This is a genomic window from Rhizobium sp. 768_B6_N1_8 (genome assembly GCF_051811225.1).
In the GTDB taxonomy this organism is placed as follows: Bacteria; Pseudomonadota; Alphaproteobacteria; order Rhizobiales; family Rhizobiaceae; genus Rhizobium.
The window spans coordinates 626,274-645,105 of the sequence record NZ_JBPWPV010000001.1; the positions used below are offsets into that span (position 1 = coordinate 626,274).

The window sequence follows — 18,832 nt, forward strand, 5'->3', positions numbered from 1 at the left end:
CGGTTTCCTACTGTAGGAAAACTATATGAGAAATCTCAACTCCGTGCATCTCAACGGCCTTCGCGCGCTGGAAGCCGTCGGCCGGCTCGGATCGCTTCAGGCGGCGGCGGATGAGCTTGGCGTTTCCGTCGGCGCCGTCAGTCAGCAGGTCATCAAGGCCGAAGCCCAGCTTGGTCGGCTGCTGTTTGAACGCACGCCGAAGGGCATGTTGGTGACGGAAGCAGGTGCTCCCGTTCTTGCCGCCCTGAACGAAGGTTTCCTCCGTCTTGCGGAAGCCGTCTCGATGGCGCAGCGCAAGGACGAATGTATCCTGACCATTTCGGTGGCCCCGGTTCTCGCCGCCCGCTGGCTGGTCTGCCGGCTGGACCGTTTCATGGAGCGCCACCCGGAAATCAACCTGCGCCTCGACGCGACCACCAAGCTCGTCAATCTGGCCGCCTCCGATATCGATGTCGCCATCCGCGTCGGAAAGGGCCATTGGCCGGGCGTGAAGGTCGAGCATCTCCTGGATCAGCTGGTGTTTCCCGTCTGCTCTCCCGAGATGGCCGCGAAACTGAAGAAGCCGGCCGATATCCTGAAACTCCCGGCTGTCATCGATGCCCATGCCATGTTCACATGGGATGTCTGGATGCAGGCAGCGGGGCTTTCAGGCGCTCCGCCTGCCATACGCCACAGCTTCAACGATGCCTCGCTTTGCCTCGATGCGGCGATTGCCGGTCAGGGCGTGATGCTTGCCTGGCAGACGCTTGCGGGCTTTTCGTTGCAGGAAGGCCGGCTGGTCGCACCCTTCGGCATCCGCGCCAATACAGGCGACGGCTATTATTTCGTGAGTGCCGAAGGCGGCCGCGAGCCGAAGAAGGTACGCGACTTCAAGGCCTGGATCCGCGAGGAAATGGCTGAAACGGCCGCGATATTCGGCTGATCCTCAAATCTCGATCGGCTCCAGCGAGCGCTTGCGCTGCATCTCCAGATAGGCCGGCCGCGCCTGGCAACGCTTGATCCAGGCATCAATATTCGGATGTGCCTCGAAGAGCGAGGCTTCGCTCTGGGCGTAACGCAGCACTTCCGCGATGTTGAGGTCGACGACCGTGAAGCGCCCGCCGACGATCCAGTCCTTGCCGTCAAGATGCTTTTCGAGAACCGAAAGCGGACGCTTCATGGTACGGCAGGCGACATCGATCACCGCGCGCCCCGCTTCGGTGTTTTCCTTGCCGTCATCATAGGTCGAAACGATCTTGCCGGTGTTGCCGTCGAGCTCGGAAACCGCCCAGATCGTCCACATCGTCATCAAACCGTCTTCTTCGACGGTGTTGCCGCCGAGGTCGCCACCATACTTGCGTGCAAGGTAGAGGTTGATCGCCAGAGACTCGTTCAGCACGAGATCGCCATCCTTTATGGCCGGGATCAGCGCCATCGGATTGAGCGCAAGGAATTCCGGCGAGAGCGTGTTGACAGGCGCGTCCGGCGAGAGGGGGTTGTCAAGCCGCTTGGCCTGCAGCACCGGCACCGACTGGAATTCGATCCCCAGCTCCTCGGCCATCCAGTAAACGCGTGCGGCACGCGAGCGATAAACCCCGTAGATTGTCAGCATGGCATGTCCCCTTCCGTTTCGCGCCGACCCTAAAGCCAGCTCAGGCGTGAAGAAAGCACCTGCGGATGATATGTTGATGAAAGCTTTTGATAGCGCTCAGGAAATCCGGTTCCGGCCGACGGTCAGTTGTCCGTAGCGGGAGCTATCGTCCGCAAGTTCATCCGAGACCTGTTTCTCCCACTCGAAGCCTAGCACTGCGCCCTTGCCCATCTCCTGGAAGATGTTGTCGGTGATGACGGCTGAACCTGCACCTTCGGCAACCGAGACCGCGCAGCCGACCGGGGACTTGCGCACGACATTGCCGTTGACGACGACATTGCGCAGATAAGGACCCCATCCGATCTGCAGCCCCCAGCGCGGCGCATCCTCGATGACATTGCCTGACACCAGCGTATCGGCCTCCGCCGCAATGCCGATACCGAAGCCGACCTCGTGTTTGTAGGGCCCTTTGAGCGTCAGGTTGCGGATGATGTTGCCCGTCACACTTGCCAGCCTGCCGCCCTGGTCGAAATTGGCAATCGATATGCCGTTTGCCGCCCCGTCGATCACGTTGCCTGACACGACCGCGCCGACGAATTCGAACTCCACATAGATTGCCGTCTCGCCGGAGCGGCGGCACTGGTTGTTGCTGATCAGGATGTTGGAGCCGGAATTGACGCGAACTGCGGTAAAGGCGCAGTCGGAGATCTGGTTATCGGTCACCGTCACGCCATCGGCGCGGAAGATATTGATGCCGTTGCCGTTTTCACCGGTGCCGCCGTCATTGGCACGGATATTGAAAACACGGTTCCCCGAAACGACCGTGCCATCGTCCGCCTTCTTCCAGCGATGCACCAGAATGCCGCCATTGCCGCAGTCCGAAACCGTGTTGCCTGATATCGAAAGCCCCGCAGATTCCACGGCATAAATGCCGGACTGCCCTGCGCCGGAGATCTTGCTGCGCTCGATCCGCCCGCCGCAGCGCTCGAGCTGCAGCGCGTGCTTGCGGCTGCCGACGATCTCACAATTGTCAATCAGCGCCTCACCGACACCGGTGAACTGGACGAGGGCGCCGGCGTAGTCCGCAAGCCAACGGTTTGATCCGTCGATCACGAGGTTGGAAAGCTCGATACGGCCGACATTGTCAGCTGCAAAGAGGTGGCCTTCCCCGCTATAGACGATCCGCGTCGCACCGGGCACGCCTGATATGCGCGTATTGTCCGGCAACGTCAGGTTGGAGATGCGATAGGTGCCAGGCGGCAGAAAGACCGGCACATTCTCACGCGCCGCTTTCTCGATCATCTGCTGCAGGTTGCGGTTTTTCTTGTCGCCGCTTTCGGGAATGGCGCGGTACTGCACCGCATCGATCGAGCCGCGCATGTCGGGCTGCTCCGCACTGAGCGGAGCTGCAAACGCGCGCGGCGCCGCCATGGCCGCTGCAGAGGCCGCCAGCACGCCAAGTATATCCCGTCGGGAGACTTTGCTGAAATCCTTCTTCATAGCGGTGTCCACGCAGGATTCATGCCAGCAGAAATGTTTCTTTTCGACACATACCCGCAGAAAAAGAAGAACCATCGGTCGAGTAGCAAACGCAACCTCCCTAATATTGTCGTCTTGTTCACCTTTCCATTTAAACACCCCGAAGGAAATGCTCGCTATTTTAGAAAGCGGTTTCAATTATGACTATTGTGGAAAAGCCTGCGGTTACCGGGAGAGAACAGCGTCATGAATGGAATGGGTGCCCGACGTTGGGAATCTGGTGATAACTTCAGTGCCGAGACACAACGTATCGTAGCCGCCACGGAGGCAATGATGGCGGCGACTGCCCATCATCTTTCCGAAGGCATAGAGAACCTCCGCCTCAAGGCGATTGTCCACGAGCTTCCTGATTTTCTTTACGTCAAGGACCGCGACGGCCGCTTCGTCTTCGCCAACGCTGTCATGGCGCGCAGCCACGGGCTGGAGAACGCTGCCGAGGTCGCCGGCAAGCGCGACTTCGACCTGTTCGATTTTGAGACGGCCCGCCGGTATTTCGATGTCGAGCAGGAGATCATGTCGAGCGGCGAGCCCCGCATCGACATGGAAGAGCTCGTGCCGCTGCCGGATGGCGGCATCATGTGTCGCCTGACCTCCAAGATACCGCTGCGCAACGATCGCGGCGAGGTTGTCGGCCTCATCGGTGTGTCCCGCGATATTACCGAGCGCAAGCGGCAGGAGGAGCTCTATCGCGGCCAGGCGAACCTGCTGGAAATGATCGCCCGCAACGAACCGCTGCCGATGATCCTGGAGGCGCTGGTGCTGATGATCGAGCGCCAGATGACCGGCATTTCCGGTTCCGTGCTGCTGCTCGACAGCGAGGGCACCCGGCTTTACCACGGCGCGGCTCCCAATTTGCCCGGCGCCTATAGCCGCATGATCGACGGTGTTGCCATCGGCCCGAAGGTGGGCTCCTGTGGCACGGCAGCCTGGCGTGGTGAAACCATCATCGTCGAGGACGTCATGGCCGATCCGCTCTGGGAGGATTTCCGGGCGATGGTCAGCCAGTTCGGCTTCCGCTCCTGCTGGTCTACGCCGATCTGCACCTCGCAGAAGAATGTGCTCGGCACCTTCGCGCTTTATTCTAAGGAGACGCGACGCCCGACTGAACACGAGATGAAGCTGGTGGCGCTCGCCACCCATATCGCCGGCATCGCCATCGAGCGTAAACGCGTCGATGACCGCATCCATTTCATGGCCCATCACGACGATCTTACGGGCCTGCCGAACCGCGCCTTCCTGAAGGAGCGCATGGCGAAGATTCTCGATCAGGCCCGGCGCAATAACCGCAAGGTCACGGTCGCCTATATCGATCTCGATAATTTCAAGGAGATCAACGATACGAGCGGCCACGCCGCCGGTGACGAGGTGCTCAAGGAGACCGCTGCCCGCATGGCGAACTGCGTGCGCGCCTCTGATATGGTCGTGCGGCTCGGCGGCGACGAATTCCTGGTCGTGCTCGTCCACCAGTCCGGCCACGATGCCGGCATCACGCGGCGCCTGCGCGACCTGCAGAAGGCGATTTCCAAGCCAGTGCGCTCCGGGGTTACTGAGATCGCCGTCACCTCGAGCATCGGCATTGCAGCCTTCCCGTGGGATGGTGCGACGCCTGAAGAGTTGCTCGCCAATGCCGACCGAGCCATGTACCGTGCCAAGCAGCTCGGCCGGAACACGCTGCAATATCACGACGGCGTCGTCAGCAGTTCCGTCGACCTGCCGCTCAGCGAACAGGAGGAACTGCGCCAGGCGATCATCGCCAATCAGCTTTTCCTGCTCTACCAGCCGCAGGTGGATGTCGCTACCGGTCGCATCACCGGCCTCGAAGCCCTGGTGCGCTGGAACCACCCGACGAAGGGCGTGATACCGCCCGTCAATTTCATTCCGCTTGCGGAAGAAACCGGTCTCATCGTGCCACTCGGCCTCTGGGTGCTGAATGAGGCCTGTCGCCAGGCCCGCGCCTGGCAGGACATGGGGCTGACGCCACTGACCATTGCCGTCAATGTCTCGCCCAAGCAGTTTGCCGATCCGGATTTCGCCTCCCACGTCGCCGAAGCGATCGATAGCCATAGGCTCGATGCGCGCTGGCTAGAGCTGGAGGTGACCGAAAGCGTCATCATGCATGATGCCGCCCGTGCGCTCGCCATCATGCTGTCGCTGCGTGCGCTCGGCCTCCGCCTGTCGATCGATGATTTCGGTTCCGGCTATTCCTCGCTTGCCGCACTGAAAACCTTTCCTTTCGACAGGTTGAAGATGGACCGCTCATTGGTCGAGGCATTGCCTGCGGATAAGACCGCCGTCGCCATTGCGTCCGCCGTCATTTCGCTCGCCCAGACTTTGAAGCTCTCGGTGCTCGCCGAAGGGGTGGAAACCGATGCGCAGCTGGAATTCCTGCGCCATGCCAGATGCGAGGAGGCGCAGGGCTATCGCTTCTCGAGGCCTGTCGCGCCGGAAGAGATCGTCGTCATGCTGCTGGCGCGAGGCGCCTGATCACTTAACCAGATCGGCGATCGTCTCGATCTCGTTCGTCCATATGCCGCCGGAATAATTGGCGGGCAGTTGTGCGAAGCGTTCGGCATTGTCGATACCGGTCGAGAAGCCGCCGCCGTGATAGGGGCCGATGACGAAGACCTGCGTATTTGCGTCCTGCATGCGCTTGAGGAACCTGTCCGGCCAGCCCCACAGCCATGGCGCATAATTGATCGGAACCAGCATCATCACATTCTTGCAATCATCAGGCAGAATGCCCGTCCAACCGTAGCCGATATAGCCGGTGAGGCAGCCCATCAGGCTGGCGCGTGAAGCCGTGCGGATATCGGGCGCCAGCTGCCTGATGCGATCGATTGGTTCGTCGCCTCCATAGACGATGATCTTGGCGCGCCGTTCAGCCGGCAGGCCATTCAGCACGGCCGCCAGCTTTTCGCCTTCGGAGGGGTCGCGGCTTTTGACATTGATGAGCAGATGTTTGTCCGGGAAGGTGGAAAACACCTCATCTAGGGTCGGCATCTGACCGATGCCTTTGCCACGGAAGGGGAAACTCTTGCCGCCATCGGCGGTATAGCCGTAACCGATGTCGAGTGTCTTCATCTCGGCCATCGAGTGTTGGCGCGTGACGCCATGCCCATCCGTGCGGCAATCGAGCGTCCAGTCGTGGAAGACGGCGAACTGCCCGTCGGTTGTCGGATGCACGTCGATCTCCACCACGTCGGCACCGGCATCGAATCCCGCCCGCATGGAGCGAATCGTGTTCTCGAGAAAATCATGCTTCGGCGGCAGCATGCGCGTGGCCGTGCAAGTATCGTTCTTCAGATCCGTCTCGTCGAATCGCTGGGCGACGCCGCGATGCGCCAGAAGCAGTGGCTTGCCCTCGCGATGTTCGGCTAAAAAGCTGGTATTGTTGAGATAAATTGCGGCGGCAAAGGTGAGAACCGCCACGCCTGCATATGTGAGCTTCCGTCCCATCATCCCCTCCGGTCGTGCCTCGGCAAATGGCTAGAAAGCGATTCCGGTGGTTCTTTGGCTCATTTGCGGCTTTTATGGGTAAAGGCTCGCCTTCACGTTGCAGAAACCCTATGTTGACCCCGCAAAACAGGGAGGTAGCGATGGCGGCGATTGCACTTTTTCATTCGGTCTATGGATTTCGGTCTCTTGAACGAAGTGCCGCGGAACTTCTGCGCGCAGCGGGCCATCAGGTCGTAACGCCCGATCTCTACGGAGGCAGGGTAGGGCAGACGCTTGAGGAAGGGTTCTCCATTCGCAAGGAGATTGGCTGGGCCGAACTTTGCAGGCGCGCCGAAAAGGCGGTCGCCGACTTGCCGGCATCCGCCGTCCTCGGCGGCTTCTCCATGGGCGCAGGCATCGCCGCAAGCCTCTGGCCGGGCCGACCGCAAGCGACCGGCATTCTCTTGCTGCACGGTATCGCAGACATTCCGGCCAATGCGCGCGAAGGCATTCCTCTGCAGGTCCATCTGGCAGAGCCCGACGAGTTCGCGCCGGCGGACGAGATGGCGGCGTGGCGTGCGCATGCTGCGAGAGCAAATATCAGCCCGGAGGTCTTCCTCTATCCCGGCGTCGGTCATCTCTATACCGATCAGTCGCTGCCTGACTACGATGCAAAGGCGGCGGAGGCCACCTGGAGCCGCGTCGACGCTTTCCTCGCCGCGCTCTGAACCGGTCAGGGACCGTTCACCAGCTTCAGGATGAGCTGCTGGATGTTGCCACCCTCGCTCATTTCCACGCGGTCGAAATCCCGGCCGCGCTGGCGTTGCTTGTTGGAGAGCTCCCCGAGCCGTACCGTCAGTTCAGGCCTGATCTTTTTGCAGCCGGGGTCATCGGGCACTGAGAAGCCATTGCTCAGCGTCTCGATCTCCTTGACCATCTCGATGATCGTCTCGCCATGCCAGCGCTCATGGGTGCGCACGCCGGCGATGAAGCTGTCCCAGCTTGCCTTGGTCGCCGCCGGAAGGTCGATTGGCGCTTTCGGCAGCGTGTAGATGATGGTGAGCTTCGGTTTTGCGAAAGTCAGCGTGCAGGCACTGCCCTGCTGTTCATATTTGCGCGTCCAGGTCAGCTTGAAAGTCGTATGTGCGATCACCCGACCCAGCCCAGCCTGCGGCCCGCGTCCGCCAATGGACCGGTAAAGTTCCATGCCGGTGCGGCCGGTGATTGCATAAGCCTTTACTTCCTCGCTCGGCTGCCAGTCGGTTGCCGAGGCCGCGGCAGGCAGCATCAGCCCGAGCGCCAGTAGTCCATATCCGATAACAGTCCGCATGCGCCTCTCATTCGCCTCCCTGCTGCAGCGCGGGGAAGCTAACGAGGCTTGTGGGCGGATGCAATGGACGGGAGGCCCGCATAGCCCGCCTTCACTGCTAAATTTGGCGCTGTGTATCCCTCTGGCGCAAAACACATTTCCCACTATCTTTGCTGTCATGAGACCAGACGCGCTGCTCTATCCCGCCCCCGAGGGGCTCTATTGCCCGGAAGGCGGCTTCTATGTCGATCCGGTGCGGCCGGTGGAGCGGGCGCTGATTACCCACGGCCATTCAGATCACGCGCGTCCAGGCCACGTGAATGTGCTCGCCACCCGCCAGACGCTCGACATCATGCGCATCCGCTACGGTGACCGCTGCTCAGCCAGCGAACAGCCGGTCGCCTTCGGGGAGGAACTCGTCGTCAACGGCGTGAAGGTGAGCTTCCATCCCGCCGGCCATGTGCTCGGTTCGGCTCAGATCGCCATCGAGAGGAATGGCACACGCATCGTCGTATCGGGCGATTACAAGCGCCGCCCGGACCCGACCTGCGATGCCTATGTGCCGGTGCCCTGCGATGTCTTCATCACCGAGGCGACCTTCGGCCTGCCGGTCTTCCACCATCCCGATCCGATCGACGAGACCGGCAAGCTTCTCGCCTCGCTGCGCCAGTTCCCCGAACGCACGCACCTGGTCGGTGCCTATGCGCTCGGCAAGGCGCAGCGCGTCATCCGCCTGTTGCGCGATACAGGTTATGGCGAGCCGATCTATATCCACGGCGCCATGGAACGGCTCTGCGATTATTATATCAGCCAGGGCATCGATCTTGGCGAACTGCTGCCGGCCACGATCGAAAGCCGCGACAAGTCCATTTTCAAGGGCGCCGTCGTCGTCGGCCCGTCCTCTGCCTTTGCCGACCGCTGGGCCCGCCGCTTCAACGATCCGCTGCCGTCCTTCGCCTCCGGCTGGATGATGGTGCGCCAGCGCGCCAAACAGCTCGGTGTCGAACTGCCGCTCGTCATCTCCGACCATTGCGACTGGCCGGAACTGACCGAGACGATCACCGAGCTTGCCCCGCAGGAGGTCTGGGTCACCCATGGCCGCGAGGAGGCGCTGGTGCGCTGGTGCGAGCTGCAGGGCATCAAGGCCAAGCCGCTCCATCTGGTGGGCTATGAGGATGAGGGGGATTGAAGCATGAAAGCCTTCGCCGACCTCCTGGACCGCCTGGTTCTCACCCCCAGCCGCAACGGCAAGCTGAAGCTCCTGACCGACTATTTCCGCGACACACCGGACCCCGACCGCGGCTATGGCCTTGCCGCCATTGCCGGCACGCTGGAGGTGCGCAACGTCAAGCCCGCCATGCTGCGCGAGCTGGTGCTGGAGCGCATGGACGAAGTGCTGTTCCGTTATTCCTACGACTATGTCGGCGACCTCGCCGAAACCATCTCGCTGGTCTGGGACAATGAGCGCGATATCGACCGCTCCGCACTCGCCCAGCCGCGTCTTGGCGAAGTCGTCGTCAGGATGAATTCGCTCGGCCGCACCGAGGTGCGCAGCTTCGTGCGCGACCTGCTCGACCGCTTGGATTCTTCCGGCCGTTTCGCCTTCATCAAGCTCGCGACCGGGGCGCTGCGTATCGGCGTGTCCGCGCGACTTGCCAAGCAGGCGCTCGCCGATCTCGGCGGCAAGGACGTCACCGAGATCGAAACCCTCTGGCACGGCCTGCAGCCGCCTTATGAATCGCTCTTCAAATGGCTGGAGGGCGGTGAGGAAAAGCCGGTGCTTGCAACGCCTGCCATCTTCCATTCCGTCATGCTTGCCAATCCGGTGGAGGAGGGTGATCTTGATAGTCTCGACCCCACCAATTATGCCGCCGAGTGGAAATGGGATGGCATCCGCGTGCAGCTGTCCCGCTCCGGCGAGACGCGCAGGATCTATTCCCGCTCCGGCGATGATATCTCCGGCGCCTTTCCTGATATTCTTGAAGCGATCAGCCTTTCCGGCGTCATCGACGGCGAGCTTCTGGTCGGCGGAACGGCGCGTTCGAATAATCCGACCCGCACCTTCTCCGACCTGCAGCAGCGGCTGAACCGCAAGACGGTGACGGCAAGAATGCTGGAGGAATATCCGGCTTTCATCCGCGCTTACGACATGCTTTTCGACGGCGAGCAGGACGTGCGCGGCAAGAGCTATGTCGAGCGTCGCGATCGGCTCTCGGAAATCATCGACCGCGCTCCGCATGACCGCTTCGACCTCTCTCCTCTAGTGCCTTTCTCCACCTGGGAGGAGCTGGACGATCTGCGCGCCGCCCCGCCCGATCCCGTTATCGAAGGCGTGATGATCAAGCGTCGCGACAGCATCTATCAGGCCGGCCGTATGAAGGGGCCGTGGTTCAAATGGAAGCGCAATCCCTACAATGTCGATGCGGTGCTGATGTACGCCCAGCGCGGCCACGGCAAGCGCTCCAGCTATTATTCGGATTTCACCTTCGGCGTCTGGGCGGATGACGAGGATGGTGAACAGCTCGTCCCCGTCGGCAAGGCCTATTTCGGCTTCACCGATGCCGAGCTCGAAGTGCTGGACAAGTTTGTGCGTAACAACACGACCGAGCGCTTCGGTCCGGTAAGGGCAGTGCGGGCGGATAAGGAGTTCGGCTTCGTGGTGGAGGTCGCCTTCGAGGGAATCAATCGCTCCACTCGCCACAAGTCGGGCGTCGCCATGCGCTTCCCTCGCATTGCGAGATTGCGCCCCGACAAGCCCTCCTACGAGGCCGATCGCCTGCGCACGCTCATTGCTATGATCGACGCCAAGGCGGGTTGACGATATCTGCCTGCGCAAAAATGACGCAGGCCCCCCGTTTTCAACAGCATGTGTATTGGCGGCAACGCTCTTCCGGTGCAGATTTTTTGAGCCGGGGAAATGATGGGTGCCGCGTATGAGCTCGCAAGAACGAAATGCCTTTTTCCGTCAACGCCGCGGCCTGCTTGCAGGCATGGCTGGCTCTCTTTTGCTGCCTCGGCTTGCGAATGCCTTCGATGTTCCCGATGTTCCGAGGCTCGCCAAGCATGACTATGCCAGTGTCCGCCATCGCTTCCGCACCAAGCTGCTGCAGAAGGGGCCGGCGCCGGACAAATATGAGCCGCTGACAGCACCCCCCGATGCCGACCGGATCTTCTACCGCTCCGGCTATGGCGGCGAGCTGGAACTGACGGCCTGGGTGTCCAAATACAAGCGCGAGAGCAAGCCAAAGCCCGGTATCCTCTTCCTTCACGGCGGCAATGCCATGGGCATGGGCCACTGGCAGCTCATGAAGCCCTACATCGATGCCGGTTATGTGGTGATGATGCCGTCCATGCGCGGCGAAAACGGCCAGATGGGCAATTTCTCAGGCTTCTATGACGAGGTGGACGACGTGCTCGCCGCGACCGAGCGCCTGCGCCATCTGCCGGGCGTCGATCCCGAGCGCCTCTTCATTGCCGGCCACAGCGTCGGCGGCACGCTGACCATGCTGACGGCGATGAGTACGCATCATTTTCGGGCGGCCGTGCCGATTTCAGGTAACGCGGATGCCTTCCGTTTCTTCAACCGTTATCCTGAAGACATCCGTTTCGACGATTCCAACACGCATGAATTCGAGGTACGCACGGCACTTTGCTACGCACACAGCTTCAAATGCCCGGTGCGCGTACTGCACGGCACGGAAGAGTCTCACTTCAACGATCGCGCCGATCTGCTTGTCTCGCGCGCCCGTGCGGCAGGCACGCATATTGAAGCCGATACGGTCGCCGGCAACCATACCTCGGCGCTGCCGGCCGAGATCGAACAGAGCATCCAATTCTTCCACGGTGTGGCGGCCTGATAGCCGCCCGATGCGGGTCCGGCAAGGACCTGCATCATCAGTCTTTTTCAGCTGATTTTAGCTTCGGCCACCAGCCTCGCGCCAGCCGCGAATGCCATCTTGCGAGCAGATAATGCTATCTCTGTTGTCGCTGATGAGGGTGGTTTCATGAATTTTCTGCGCCGGGCTTTCCCCTTTGCCGGGCTCGCGGCTGCCGCAATGACGCTCAGCGGCTGCAATATTCTCGTGCCCGATGTCGCAGCCGATTCGCCTGCGCGCTTTGTGCAGGAAATCTCGCCGGTCTTCTACGAGCCCCCAGGCGTCGATCCGCGCCGCGTCAAGCCGATCCCCGATCAGCCGGTGCCGCAGACGCGCGAACTCTACAAGACGCAGTTCCACCAGACTTACGGTCTGCCAGTCAGCAACCCGCTGAACCTCGACATGGGCATGTATGGCCAGTTGAGGGACGGCGACTTCACGCTGCCTGCCATCCCCGCCACTCGCATCCATCCGGAATATCTGCGCCAGGAGGTCGATTACCAGACCAACGAGCGCCCCGGCACGATCGTCGTCGATACCAAGGACCGCTTCCTCTATTTGGTCGAACCCAATGGCAGGGCGATGCGTTACGGTGTCGGTCTCGGCCGCGAAGGCTTCGCCTGGAAGGGCCGTGGCGTGATCCAGTGGAAGCAGAAGTGGCCGCGCTGGACGCCGCCGGTCGAAATGGTCTCCCGCCAGCCGGAAGTTCGTCCCTTCTCTGCGGAAAATGGCGGCATGAATCCGGGCCTTGCAAATCCCCTCGGCGCTCGCGCCATGTATATTTTCAAGAACGGCCAGGACACGCTCTATCGCATTCACGGCACGCCCGACTGGCAGTCGATCGGCAAGGCGGTTTCCTCCGGCTGCGTGCGCATGCTCAATCAGGATGTGGTCGATCTCTACGACCGCGTACCGGCCAAGTCCGAGATCGTTGTGATGTAGGGCTGCAACAGGGCAGGCGAGATCGTCTGCCTGGAGCTGGACACGTCTGCGTGATGCTATGGTTTATTTAGTATAAGCCGATAGATTTTTTCCTTGTCGATTTCGGCATTGGACGAATCAGGGGCGAGCTGCGTTTATGGCAAGCCCCGTATCACGAAGGAAATCAGTCCCGCGTCATGAGCCTCGATAAACCCCTCTCCCGTCGTAGCTTTCTTTCCTTTTCGGCTTTGACAGCGGCTTCCGCGCTGGCAGGCTGTGCCTCCACTTCGAATACGGTCGAAAATGGCGGCATGTCGATCAGCTACCGTTCGCCCTTCCGCGCGTTCCAGACGACGAGCGTGCCCGGCGAAGCAGAACTTGCCGTCATGTACGGCCCAATCGAAGACGGCGGTTTCCTCATCCCCGCCGTTCCCTATCAGCAGATCGATCCGCGCTACTATCGCCAGCAGGTCGTGGATCCGACGGGCCAGCCGCCCGGCACCATCGTCGTCGATACGCCCTCGCGCTTCCTCTATCTCGTCCAGCCCGGCGGCATGGCTATGCGCTACGGTGTCGGCATCGGCCGCGAAGGCTTCGCCTGGTCGGGTAATGGCGTGATCCAGTGGAAGCAGAAATGGCCGCGTTGGAAGCCGCCGAATGAGATGGTTGCCCGCCAGCCGGAGCTTGCGAAATACTCGATCGACCGCGGCGGCATGGAGCCCGGCCTCCTGAACCCGCTCGGTGCGCGTGCGCTCTACATCTTCTCGAATAACGAAGATACGCTCTACCGCCTGCACGGCAACCCGGAATGGCGCTCCATCGGCAAGGCGGTCTCGTCGGGCTGCGTGCGCCTGCTCAACCAGGACATCATTGACCTCTACGATCGCGTTCCCAACAAAACCCCGATCGTTGTTTGGCAGTGAGGAACGGTCGGGCGAAGCCCGAGCAATCGATACAGTGAATCGATTGCAGTGACGAACGCCCAAAGCGCAAGCGCAGGGCCGGAGGGTGCCTCGCCCAAAACAAAAAACCGCCCAACACGGGCGGTTTTCTTTTGACTTGATAGTTACGCCGCCTCAGCGCAAATCCCAGCTCTGCACCCCGAAGCAAGCAGTGCCTTATCCGCCACCTCGACAAACAATCGCCGAAACCACGACGCCCGCTCGTCCGCCCTATCCACCCGCCGATACAGCATCGACACCGGATCGGCCGGCAGCTCGATCGGCGGCATCGACACCTCGAGATTATGAAGCTGCGCCATGCAGCGCCCCAGCGATTCCGGCACGACGGCGATCGACGGCATGGCTCTCAGCGCCGGCGGCACGGCCGAATAGCGGGGAACGGTCGCCACCACGTTGCGGCTCAGGCCCACCTTGTCGAGCGCGGCATCGACCGCCGTCGTCGCGCTGCCGAAAAAGGAGATGGCGATATGCGGCGCGGCGATGAAATCCTCGACGCTGATCGGCGGCTTCAGCTTCAACTGCTGCGGATCGTAGATGGCGATCGAGCACTGCTCGAACAACGGCATGCGGATATGCCAGGAGGCCGGTTCGCCATGAACGGAGATGCTGAATTCATACGCGCCGTCATCGAGCATCTGCGCCGCATCGCGCTTGTCGGCTGCAACCCCGACGAGCCGTGCGCCCGGAGCAAGCTGGCGCAGCCGCGCGACCAGAGGGCCGAAGAAGGCGGTTTCCAGGTTGTCGCACATGCCGACACGAAATTCGCCCTGCCAGGTTGATGGATCGAAGCCTGTGGGCGGGCGGATGGCTCGTTCGATGCCGGAGAGCGCATCCTCGATTGCTGGAGCGATGGCGAGCGCCCGCGCCGTCGGCTGCAGGCCGCGGCCGACGCGCACGAACAGCTCATCATCAAGCGCCTCGCGCAGCCGCTTGAGAGCGGCCGAAAGTCCGGGCTGGCCAAGCAGCAGCCTTTCGGCAGCGCGGCTGACGTTGCGCTCCTGCATCAACACCGAGAAGGCGAGCAGGAGGTTCAGGTCGATTTTGCGAAGGATAACGTCATTCATCATTACCAGTAATACCTGACATGGGTACTATCAATTTGCAATAGGGTCGGAAGCTGTACATTTTCTCGTTCCCTGCCGCCGGCCAGCCTCCCGGCAAGAGCGGCAGCAAAGAAGGAACTGAGATCGATGACCAATTCCCCATCTCCACGCGGAGCCGGCCTGGCGTTGCTGCTGCTCTGCGCTGCGAATTTCCTTGACGCCATGGATGTGTCCACCATCGGGGTCGCCCTGCCTGCCATCCAGACCGAACTTGGTATGCCGGCAACCTCGCTTCAATGGGCCGTCAGCGCCTATGTGCTGGGTTATGGCGGATTCCTGTTGCTCGGTGGCCGTGTCGCCGACCTCTTCGGCCACCGCCGCGTTTTCCTCTGGTCGCTCGGCATCTTCGCGGCCGCCAGCATTGCCGGCGGCTTCGTGGATAGCGGGCCGACGCTGATCGCTGCCCGCCTTGTGAAGGGCATCGCCGCAGCCTTTACCGCCCCGGCAGCACTTGCCCTGCTGCTCTCCGTCTTCGGCGAGGGCGAGAAGCGGGCCAAGGCGCTCGGCGTCTTCGCCTCCACGGGCGCCACCGGCTTCGTGCTCGGCATGGTGCTCGGCGGTGCCGCCACCCTCGTGAGCTGGCGGGCAACGCTCGTCATGGGCGCTCCGGTCGCAATCCTCACGCTGGCGATCGCTCCCTTTGTCCTGCCTCCGGATGCGCGGCGCGGCGAGGGACGCAAGCATTTCGACTGGGCGGGCGCCTTGACGATCACCCCCGGCCTGCTGCTCTTCGTCTTCGGCATCACCAATGCTGCCGCAGCCGGCTGGAATGACTTCTTCACCTGGGGTTCGCTCGTTGCCTCCGTGGTGCTGATCGCACTCTTCCTGATCGTCGAATCGCGCCATGCCGATCCCATGGTGCCGCTGCATATCTTCCGCAGGGCAAAACTCAGCCATGCCAATGCCATCGCCGCTTTGTTCCAGGGCGCCTATGTCGGCTTCCAGTTCATCGCGACGCTTTACTATCAGGATGTCATCGGCTGGTCGGCCTTTGCCACCGGCTTCTGCTTCGCCTTCGGCGGCGTCTGCGTCATGTTCCTGGCGCCGCGTTTTGCCACTGTGGCGCAGAACCGCGGCACGACGGGCCTGATGGCTGTCGGCGTCGGCCTGCAGGCGACGAGCTACATCCTCTGGGTAGCGCTGGTCGGCCACATCGATCCGATCATCCTGGTTGCCTTGAACCAGATCCCGCTCGGCGTCGGTTATGCCATGACCTATCCGGCGATCCAGGTTGCCGCATTGTCTGATGTCGAAGAGGACAAGTCCGGCCTTGCCTCCGGCCTGCTCTTTGCCTCCTTCCAGATCGGCGGCGGCATTGTGCTTGCGGCGGCCTCCGCAATCTTCGCCGCAGCCCCGCACTTCGGCTGGGATCCCTATGTCGGCGGTATCGTCTTCGTGGCGCTGCTGGCGATCCTGATCACCCTGCTTGCCGCTGTCGGCCCGAAGACCTCCACGCTTCGCCCTCAAGCCTATCAGGCAGCAGAATAATGCAAATTGCCCGCGCCGGGGTGGCGCGGGCATCTTCTTTCAGCCGATGATCAAGTCCCGGCTTATATGCTTGCGTTGAGATTTCCCCTGAGCCGGGTCAGCATGTCGCGCATGACCGCCATTTCCTCCAGCGTGCAGCCGATCGCCTCGCCGATCGAAGACATGATCGTATTGACCTCGCCCCTCATCGCCTGACCCTTCGGCGTCAGCGACACGATAACCTGCCGCTCGTCGCGGGAATCGCGGGTGCGCTTGATGAGGCCGTTCTGTTCCAGCCGTTTGAGGAGAGGGGAGAGCGTGCCGGAATCGAGATCGAGCTGCTCGCCGATCGTCTTGACTGGCAGTTCGGCCTTTTCCCATAGCACTAGCATGACGAGATATTGCGGATAGGTGAGGCCCACCTTGTCGAGTATGGGCTTATAGGCGCGGGTAAAGGCATGCGCTGTCGCGTAGACCGCGAAACAGAGCTGCTTCTCCAGCCGCTTTTCCTCTTCCGGTATTTCCATCACTTTCGCAGGTCTCGCTTTCATCTCTGCCATCCCTAGAGGTCTTCATTGTCCTCTTTTCAAATTCCGAATGCAATTTGCAAAATTCACTTGCGTACAATTTAATTGGGCGTTATTAAAAACTCAACCCGAACGAACGGGGCCAACCACAGGAGATTGTTATGCCTATTCTCTATACGACCAAAGCTTCCGCCACCGGTGGCCGCGCAGGCCGAGCCGTTTCCGAAAACGGTGTTCTCGACGTCACGCTGACCGTGCCGAAGGAACTCGGCGGCGACGGCGCAACGGGCACCAATCCCGAACAGCTCTTTGCGGCCGGTTATTCGGCCTGCTTCCTCGGTGCTTTGAAATTTGTGGCCGGCAAGGAAAAGGTCAAGATTCCCGAGGAAACCACTGTCTCCGCAACCGTCGGCATCGGCCCGCGTGAGGATGGCGGCGGCTTCGGTATCGAAGTAGCCCTGACCGTCAACATCCCGGGCGTCGACCGCGAAACCGCTGAAAAGCTCGCTGCGGCGGCCCACATCGTCTGCCCTTACAGCCACGCCATGCGTACCTCGACCGAAGTTCCGGTCACGGTTGCCTGATTACTTGCAGCACCAATGAATAAAGGCCGGGGCATTGCTCCGGCCTTTTCTTTTGAATTAATGCGCCGCCTGCTGCGTCGGGCCGGGCAGTTGGTCCGCATCTGTCAGCGTGCCCAAGAAGGCGACGATGTCGTCGATTTCCGATTCCGTCAGCGCCGGCGGGTCGCCGGGCTTGCGGCCGAAGGGCGGGTCCTGATTGAGATTGTCCCAATAGACCTGCGGAACATCGTCATATTTGCGGATCGTGCCATCGGCATTCTTCGGATACCAGCGGCCGGGATCGCTGTCGCGCGTAGCGTAGAAGGAGACGACGTCACGCAGCGAATGGAAGTAGCCATTGTGGAAGAAGCTCTTCTTCAGCGCCACATTGCGCAACGTCGGCGTGCGGAACAAGCCGCAATAGTCCGGCCGGTTCCTGAAGTCGGCACGCTGAGGGCCGCAGAGGCCGAGATCGTGATAATCAGGGTCGCTGTTGGCGGGGATCGCCATGTTGCGCGGCACCGCCAGCCCGAGGAAGCCGAAGTCGGAAAATTGCGGCGGCTCGCCGTCGTTGGCGGGCTCGCTCAAATGACAGCTCGAACAGTTTCCCTTGGCCGGATCCTCGAAGAGTTCACGCCCATGCATCTCCTGCGCAGTCAGTGTCCCCTTGCCGGCAAGGAAGGCGTCATAGCGGCTGGTGTAGGGGTAGAAATCCGCGCCGCTCTGCTCGAAGGTGCTGAGAGCCTCGACCGCACCCTGGAAAGCATCCTTGGCATTACCGAATATGTCCTGGCCGAAAATCTCCCGGAAATCCTCCGCATAGACCGCCTTGCCGAGCGAGGCGACGACCTGGGCCTCATCCTTGTTGCCCATTTCGAAAGGCGAAAGCAGGGGGATCTTCGCCTGATCGTAACCGTGGTCCACGCGCCCGTCCCAGGTCAGGCCACCTGTTGGCCCGTTGTCGACGCTCTCGTCGCCTTCGTCTTCGGAATCGTAGAAATGCTCTGTGAACGAGGGTATCGCCTGCAGGTAGCGCAAGGTTGGCACGGCGCGCAGTCCCGGCTGGTCCATATCCGGCCCGCCCATTTCGATCGGCGTCGCGGAAGACGGGGCGAAGCCGTGATGCGGATCGTGGCAGGAGGCGCAGGCCTGCACGCCGGAGGCGGAAAGCGACGTGTCGGAGAACATCTTGCGGCCGAGTTCCGTCAGCGCTTCGGCGCGGACATAGGCTTGCGCCCGTGACATGGGGCCGGGATGCACACCGCCGGCAACGGCCGCGCTGCTTTGCCGCAGGGGCAGAATGGCAAAATCGAGCGCTGTCGCTGCCAAACCGAGCGCCAAGCCAGACCGGAGGAGCCAGATAATCTTCGTCGCCATGTCAGGGATTCCAATGGGTTAACATTGTGGGCCCTCATGATCGAACCTGACTGCAACAGATTGATGACGCGCGCGTACCGGCCGCAGCCGCAACCCGTCCGATGTCACAAAGTTGATAGATGGCGGGAATAGCGTCTCGCCTGCGCTTGGCCATTCCACGTCCGCCCGGCGCCCCTCTAGCCAC

17 protein-coding genes are annotated in these 18,832 nt (G+C 61.5%); 10 read left to right on the forward strand and 7 right to left on the reverse strand.

Annotation, left to right across the window (positions count from 1 at the left end; all coding sequences use genetic code 11):
* The first annotated feature begins 25 nt into the window (after positions 1-25).
* Positions 26-922, forward strand: coding sequence for a LysR substrate-binding domain-containing protein (locus AB8B33_RS03115; RefSeq protein WP_113323155.1), 897 nt, complete (start codon positions 26-28; stop codon positions 920-922).
* A gap of 3 nt (positions 923-925) precedes the next feature.
* Here the strand turns inward: AB8B33_RS03115 and AB8B33_RS03120 are convergent, their stop codons facing one another.
* Entirely contained in the window at positions 926-1,591 is a 666-nt protein-coding gene (locus AB8B33_RS03120; protein ID WP_439014315.1) for a glutathione S-transferase family protein, read from the reverse strand.
* A 96-nt stretch (positions 1,592-1,687) separates the two neighbouring features.
* Positions 1,688-3,070 carry a TIGR03808 family TAT-translocated repetitive protein gene (locus AB8B33_RS03125; protein WP_439014316.1) on the reverse strand — a complete coding sequence of 461 codons (1,383 nt, stop codon included), beginning with the start codon at positions 3,068-3,070 and terminating at the stop codon, positions 1,688-1,690.
* Between the two features lie 225 nt (positions 3,071-3,295).
* Here AB8B33_RS03125 and AB8B33_RS03130 point away from each other — a divergent pair, with 225 nt between their 5' ends.
* Positions 3,296-5,593 (forward strand): putative bifunctional diguanylate cyclase/phosphodiesterase, encoded by a 2,298-nt coding sequence (locus tag AB8B33_RS03130; protein ID WP_439014317.1) that lies wholly within the window; start codon positions 3,296-3,298, stop codon positions 5,591-5,593.
* On the opposite strand, the gene AB8B33_RS03135 is transcribed toward AB8B33_RS03130, so the two are convergent.
* The gene (locus AB8B33_RS03135) at positions 5,594-6,565 is read right to left on the reverse strand and encodes a glycerophosphodiester phosphodiesterase family protein (RefSeq protein WP_439014318.1); all 972 of its coding nucleotides are present in this window, start codon (positions 6,563-6,565) and stop codon (positions 5,594-5,596) included.
* A gap of 110 nt (positions 6,566-6,675) precedes the next feature.
* Between AB8B33_RS03135 and AB8B33_RS03140 the strand changes: the two genes are divergently transcribed.
* Positions 6,676-7,272, forward strand: coding sequence for a dienelactone hydrolase family protein (locus AB8B33_RS03140; RefSeq protein WP_439014319.1), 597 nt, complete (start codon positions 6,676-6,678; stop codon positions 7,270-7,272).
* A gap of 5 nt (positions 7,273-7,277) precedes the next feature.
* Here AB8B33_RS03140 and AB8B33_RS03145 read toward each other — a convergent pair whose 3' ends face one another.
* The gene (locus AB8B33_RS03145; protein WP_439014320.1) at positions 7,278-7,874 is read right to left on the reverse strand and encodes a DUF922 domain-containing Zn-dependent protease; all 597 of its coding nucleotides are present in this window, start codon (positions 7,872-7,874) and stop codon (positions 7,278-7,280) included.
* 157 nt (positions 7,875-8,031) lie between these two features.
* Here AB8B33_RS03145 and AB8B33_RS03150 point away from each other — a divergent pair, with 157 nt between their 5' ends.
* The 5 genes from AB8B33_RS03150 (at position 8,032) to AB8B33_RS03170 (ending at position 13,572) form a co-directional block, all read left to right on the forward strand.
* The gene (locus tag AB8B33_RS03150) at positions 8,032-9,042 is read left to right on the forward strand and encodes a ligase-associated DNA damage response exonuclease (RefSeq protein WP_439014321.1); all 1,011 of its coding nucleotides are present in this window, start codon (positions 8,032-8,034) and stop codon (positions 9,040-9,042) included.
* A gap of 3 nt (positions 9,043-9,045) precedes the next feature.
* On the forward strand, positions 9,046-10,671 hold the full coding sequence (locus tag AB8B33_RS03155) for a cisplatin damage response ATP-dependent DNA ligase (RefSeq protein WP_439014322.1): 1,626 nt from the start codon (positions 9,046-9,048) through the stop codon (positions 10,669-10,671).
* Positions 10,672-10,786: 115 nt separating this feature from the next.
* Positions 10,787-11,710 (forward strand): alpha/beta hydrolase family protein, encoded by a 924-nt coding sequence (locus AB8B33_RS03160; protein WP_439014323.1) that lies wholly within the window; start codon positions 10,787-10,789, stop codon positions 11,708-11,710.
* Positions 11,711-11,857: 147 nt separating this feature from the next.
* A complete protein-coding gene (locus tag AB8B33_RS03165; RefSeq protein ID WP_439014324.1) occupies positions 11,858-12,670 on the forward strand; it encodes a L,D-transpeptidase in 813 nt (270 codons plus the stop codon).
* 176 nt (positions 12,671-12,846) lie between these two features.
* The gene (locus AB8B33_RS03170; RefSeq protein ID WP_113323165.1) at positions 12,847-13,572 is read left to right on the forward strand and encodes a L,D-transpeptidase; all 726 of its coding nucleotides are present in this window, start codon (positions 12,847-12,849) and stop codon (positions 13,570-13,572) included.
* A 143-nt stretch (positions 13,573-13,715) separates the two neighbouring features.
* On the opposite strand, the gene AB8B33_RS03175 is transcribed toward AB8B33_RS03170, so the two are convergent.
* A complete protein-coding gene (locus tag AB8B33_RS03175) occupies positions 13,716-14,678 on the reverse strand; it encodes a LysR substrate-binding domain-containing protein (RefSeq protein WP_439014325.1) in 963 nt (320 codons plus the stop codon).
* A gap of 123 nt (positions 14,679-14,801) precedes the next feature.
* Here AB8B33_RS03175 and AB8B33_RS03180 point away from each other — a divergent pair, with 123 nt between their 5' ends.
* Positions 14,802-16,202 carry an MFS transporter gene (locus AB8B33_RS03180; protein WP_439014326.1) on the forward strand — a complete coding sequence of 467 codons (1,401 nt, stop codon included), beginning with the start codon at positions 14,802-14,804 and terminating at the stop codon, positions 16,200-16,202.
* Between the two features lie 62 nt (positions 16,203-16,264).
* Here AB8B33_RS03180 and AB8B33_RS03185 read toward each other — a convergent pair whose 3' ends face one another.
* A complete protein-coding gene (locus AB8B33_RS03185; protein WP_310378109.1) occupies positions 16,265-16,741 on the reverse strand; it encodes a MarR family winged helix-turn-helix transcriptional regulator in 477 nt (158 codons plus the stop codon).
* Between the two features lie 128 nt (positions 16,742-16,869).
* Here AB8B33_RS03185 and AB8B33_RS03190 point away from each other — a divergent pair, with 128 nt between their 5' ends.
* Positions 16,870-17,292 (forward strand): organic hydroperoxide resistance protein, encoded by a 423-nt coding sequence (locus AB8B33_RS03190; protein WP_007818814.1) that lies wholly within the window; start codon positions 16,870-16,872, stop codon positions 17,290-17,292.
* A 57-nt stretch (positions 17,293-17,349) separates the two neighbouring features.
* Here the strand turns inward: AB8B33_RS03190 and AB8B33_RS03195 are convergent, their stop codons facing one another.
* Positions 17,350-18,648, reverse strand: a complete 1,299-nt coding sequence (locus AB8B33_RS03195) for a cytochrome-c peroxidase (protein WP_439014327.1) — start codon at positions 18,646-18,648, stop codon at positions 17,350-17,352.
* Positions 18,649-18,832: the final 184 nt, after the last annotated feature.

Coding starts and splice junctions, on each gene's coding strand:
- AB8B33_RS03115 (WP_113323155.1), top strand. CDS start 26: ATGAGAAATCTCAACTCCGTGCATCTCAACGGCCTTCGCGCGCTGGAA.
- AB8B33_RS03120 (WP_439014315.1), bottom strand. CDS start 1,591: ATGCTGACAATCTACGGGGTTTATCGCTCGCGTGCCGCACGCGTTTAC.
- AB8B33_RS03125 (WP_439014316.1), bottom strand. CDS start 3,070: ATGAAGAAGGATTTCAGCAAAGTCTCCCGACGGGATATACTTGGCGTG.
- AB8B33_RS03130 (WP_439014317.1), top strand. CDS start 3,296: ATGAATGGAATGGGTGCCCGACGTTGGGAATCTGGTGATAACTTCAGT.
- AB8B33_RS03135 (WP_439014318.1), bottom strand. CDS start 6,565: ATGGGACGGAAGCTCACATATGCAGGCGTGGCGGTTCTCACCTTTGCC.
- AB8B33_RS03140 (WP_439014319.1), top strand. CDS start 6,676: ATGTTGACCCCGCAAAACAGGGAGGTAGCGATGGCGGCGATTGCACTT.
- AB8B33_RS03145 (WP_439014320.1), bottom strand. CDS start 7,874: ATGCGGACTGTTATCGGATATGGACTACTGGCGCTCGGGCTGATGCTG.
- AB8B33_RS03150 (WP_439014321.1), top strand. CDS start 8,032: ATGAGACCAGACGCGCTGCTCTATCCCGCCCCCGAGGGGCTCTATTGC.
- AB8B33_RS03155 (WP_439014322.1), top strand. CDS start 9,046: ATGAAAGCCTTCGCCGACCTCCTGGACCGCCTGGTTCTCACCCCCAGC.
- AB8B33_RS03160 (WP_439014323.1), top strand. CDS start 10,787: ATGAGCTCGCAAGAACGAAATGCCTTTTTCCGTCAACGCCGCGGCCTG.
- AB8B33_RS03165 (WP_439014324.1), top strand. CDS start 11,858: ATGAATTTTCTGCGCCGGGCTTTCCCCTTTGCCGGGCTCGCGGCTGCC.
- AB8B33_RS03170 (WP_113323165.1), top strand. CDS start 12,847: ATGAGCCTCGATAAACCCCTCTCCCGTCGTAGCTTTCTTTCCTTTTCG.
- AB8B33_RS03175 (WP_439014325.1), bottom strand. CDS start 14,678: ATGATGAATGACGTTATCCTTCGCAAAATCGACCTGAACCTCCTGCTC.
- AB8B33_RS03180 (WP_439014326.1), top strand. CDS start 14,802: ATGACCAATTCCCCATCTCCACGCGGAGCCGGCCTGGCGTTGCTGCTG.
- AB8B33_RS03185 (WP_310378109.1), bottom strand. CDS start 16,741: ATGGCAGAGATGAAAGCGAGACCTGCGAAAGTGATGGAAATACCGGAA.
- AB8B33_RS03190 (WP_007818814.1), top strand. CDS start 16,870: ATGCCTATTCTCTATACGACCAAAGCTTCCGCCACCGGTGGCCGCGCA.
- AB8B33_RS03195 (WP_439014327.1), bottom strand. CDS start 18,648: ATGGCGACGAAGATTATCTGGCTCCTCCGGTCTGGCTTGGCGCTCGGT.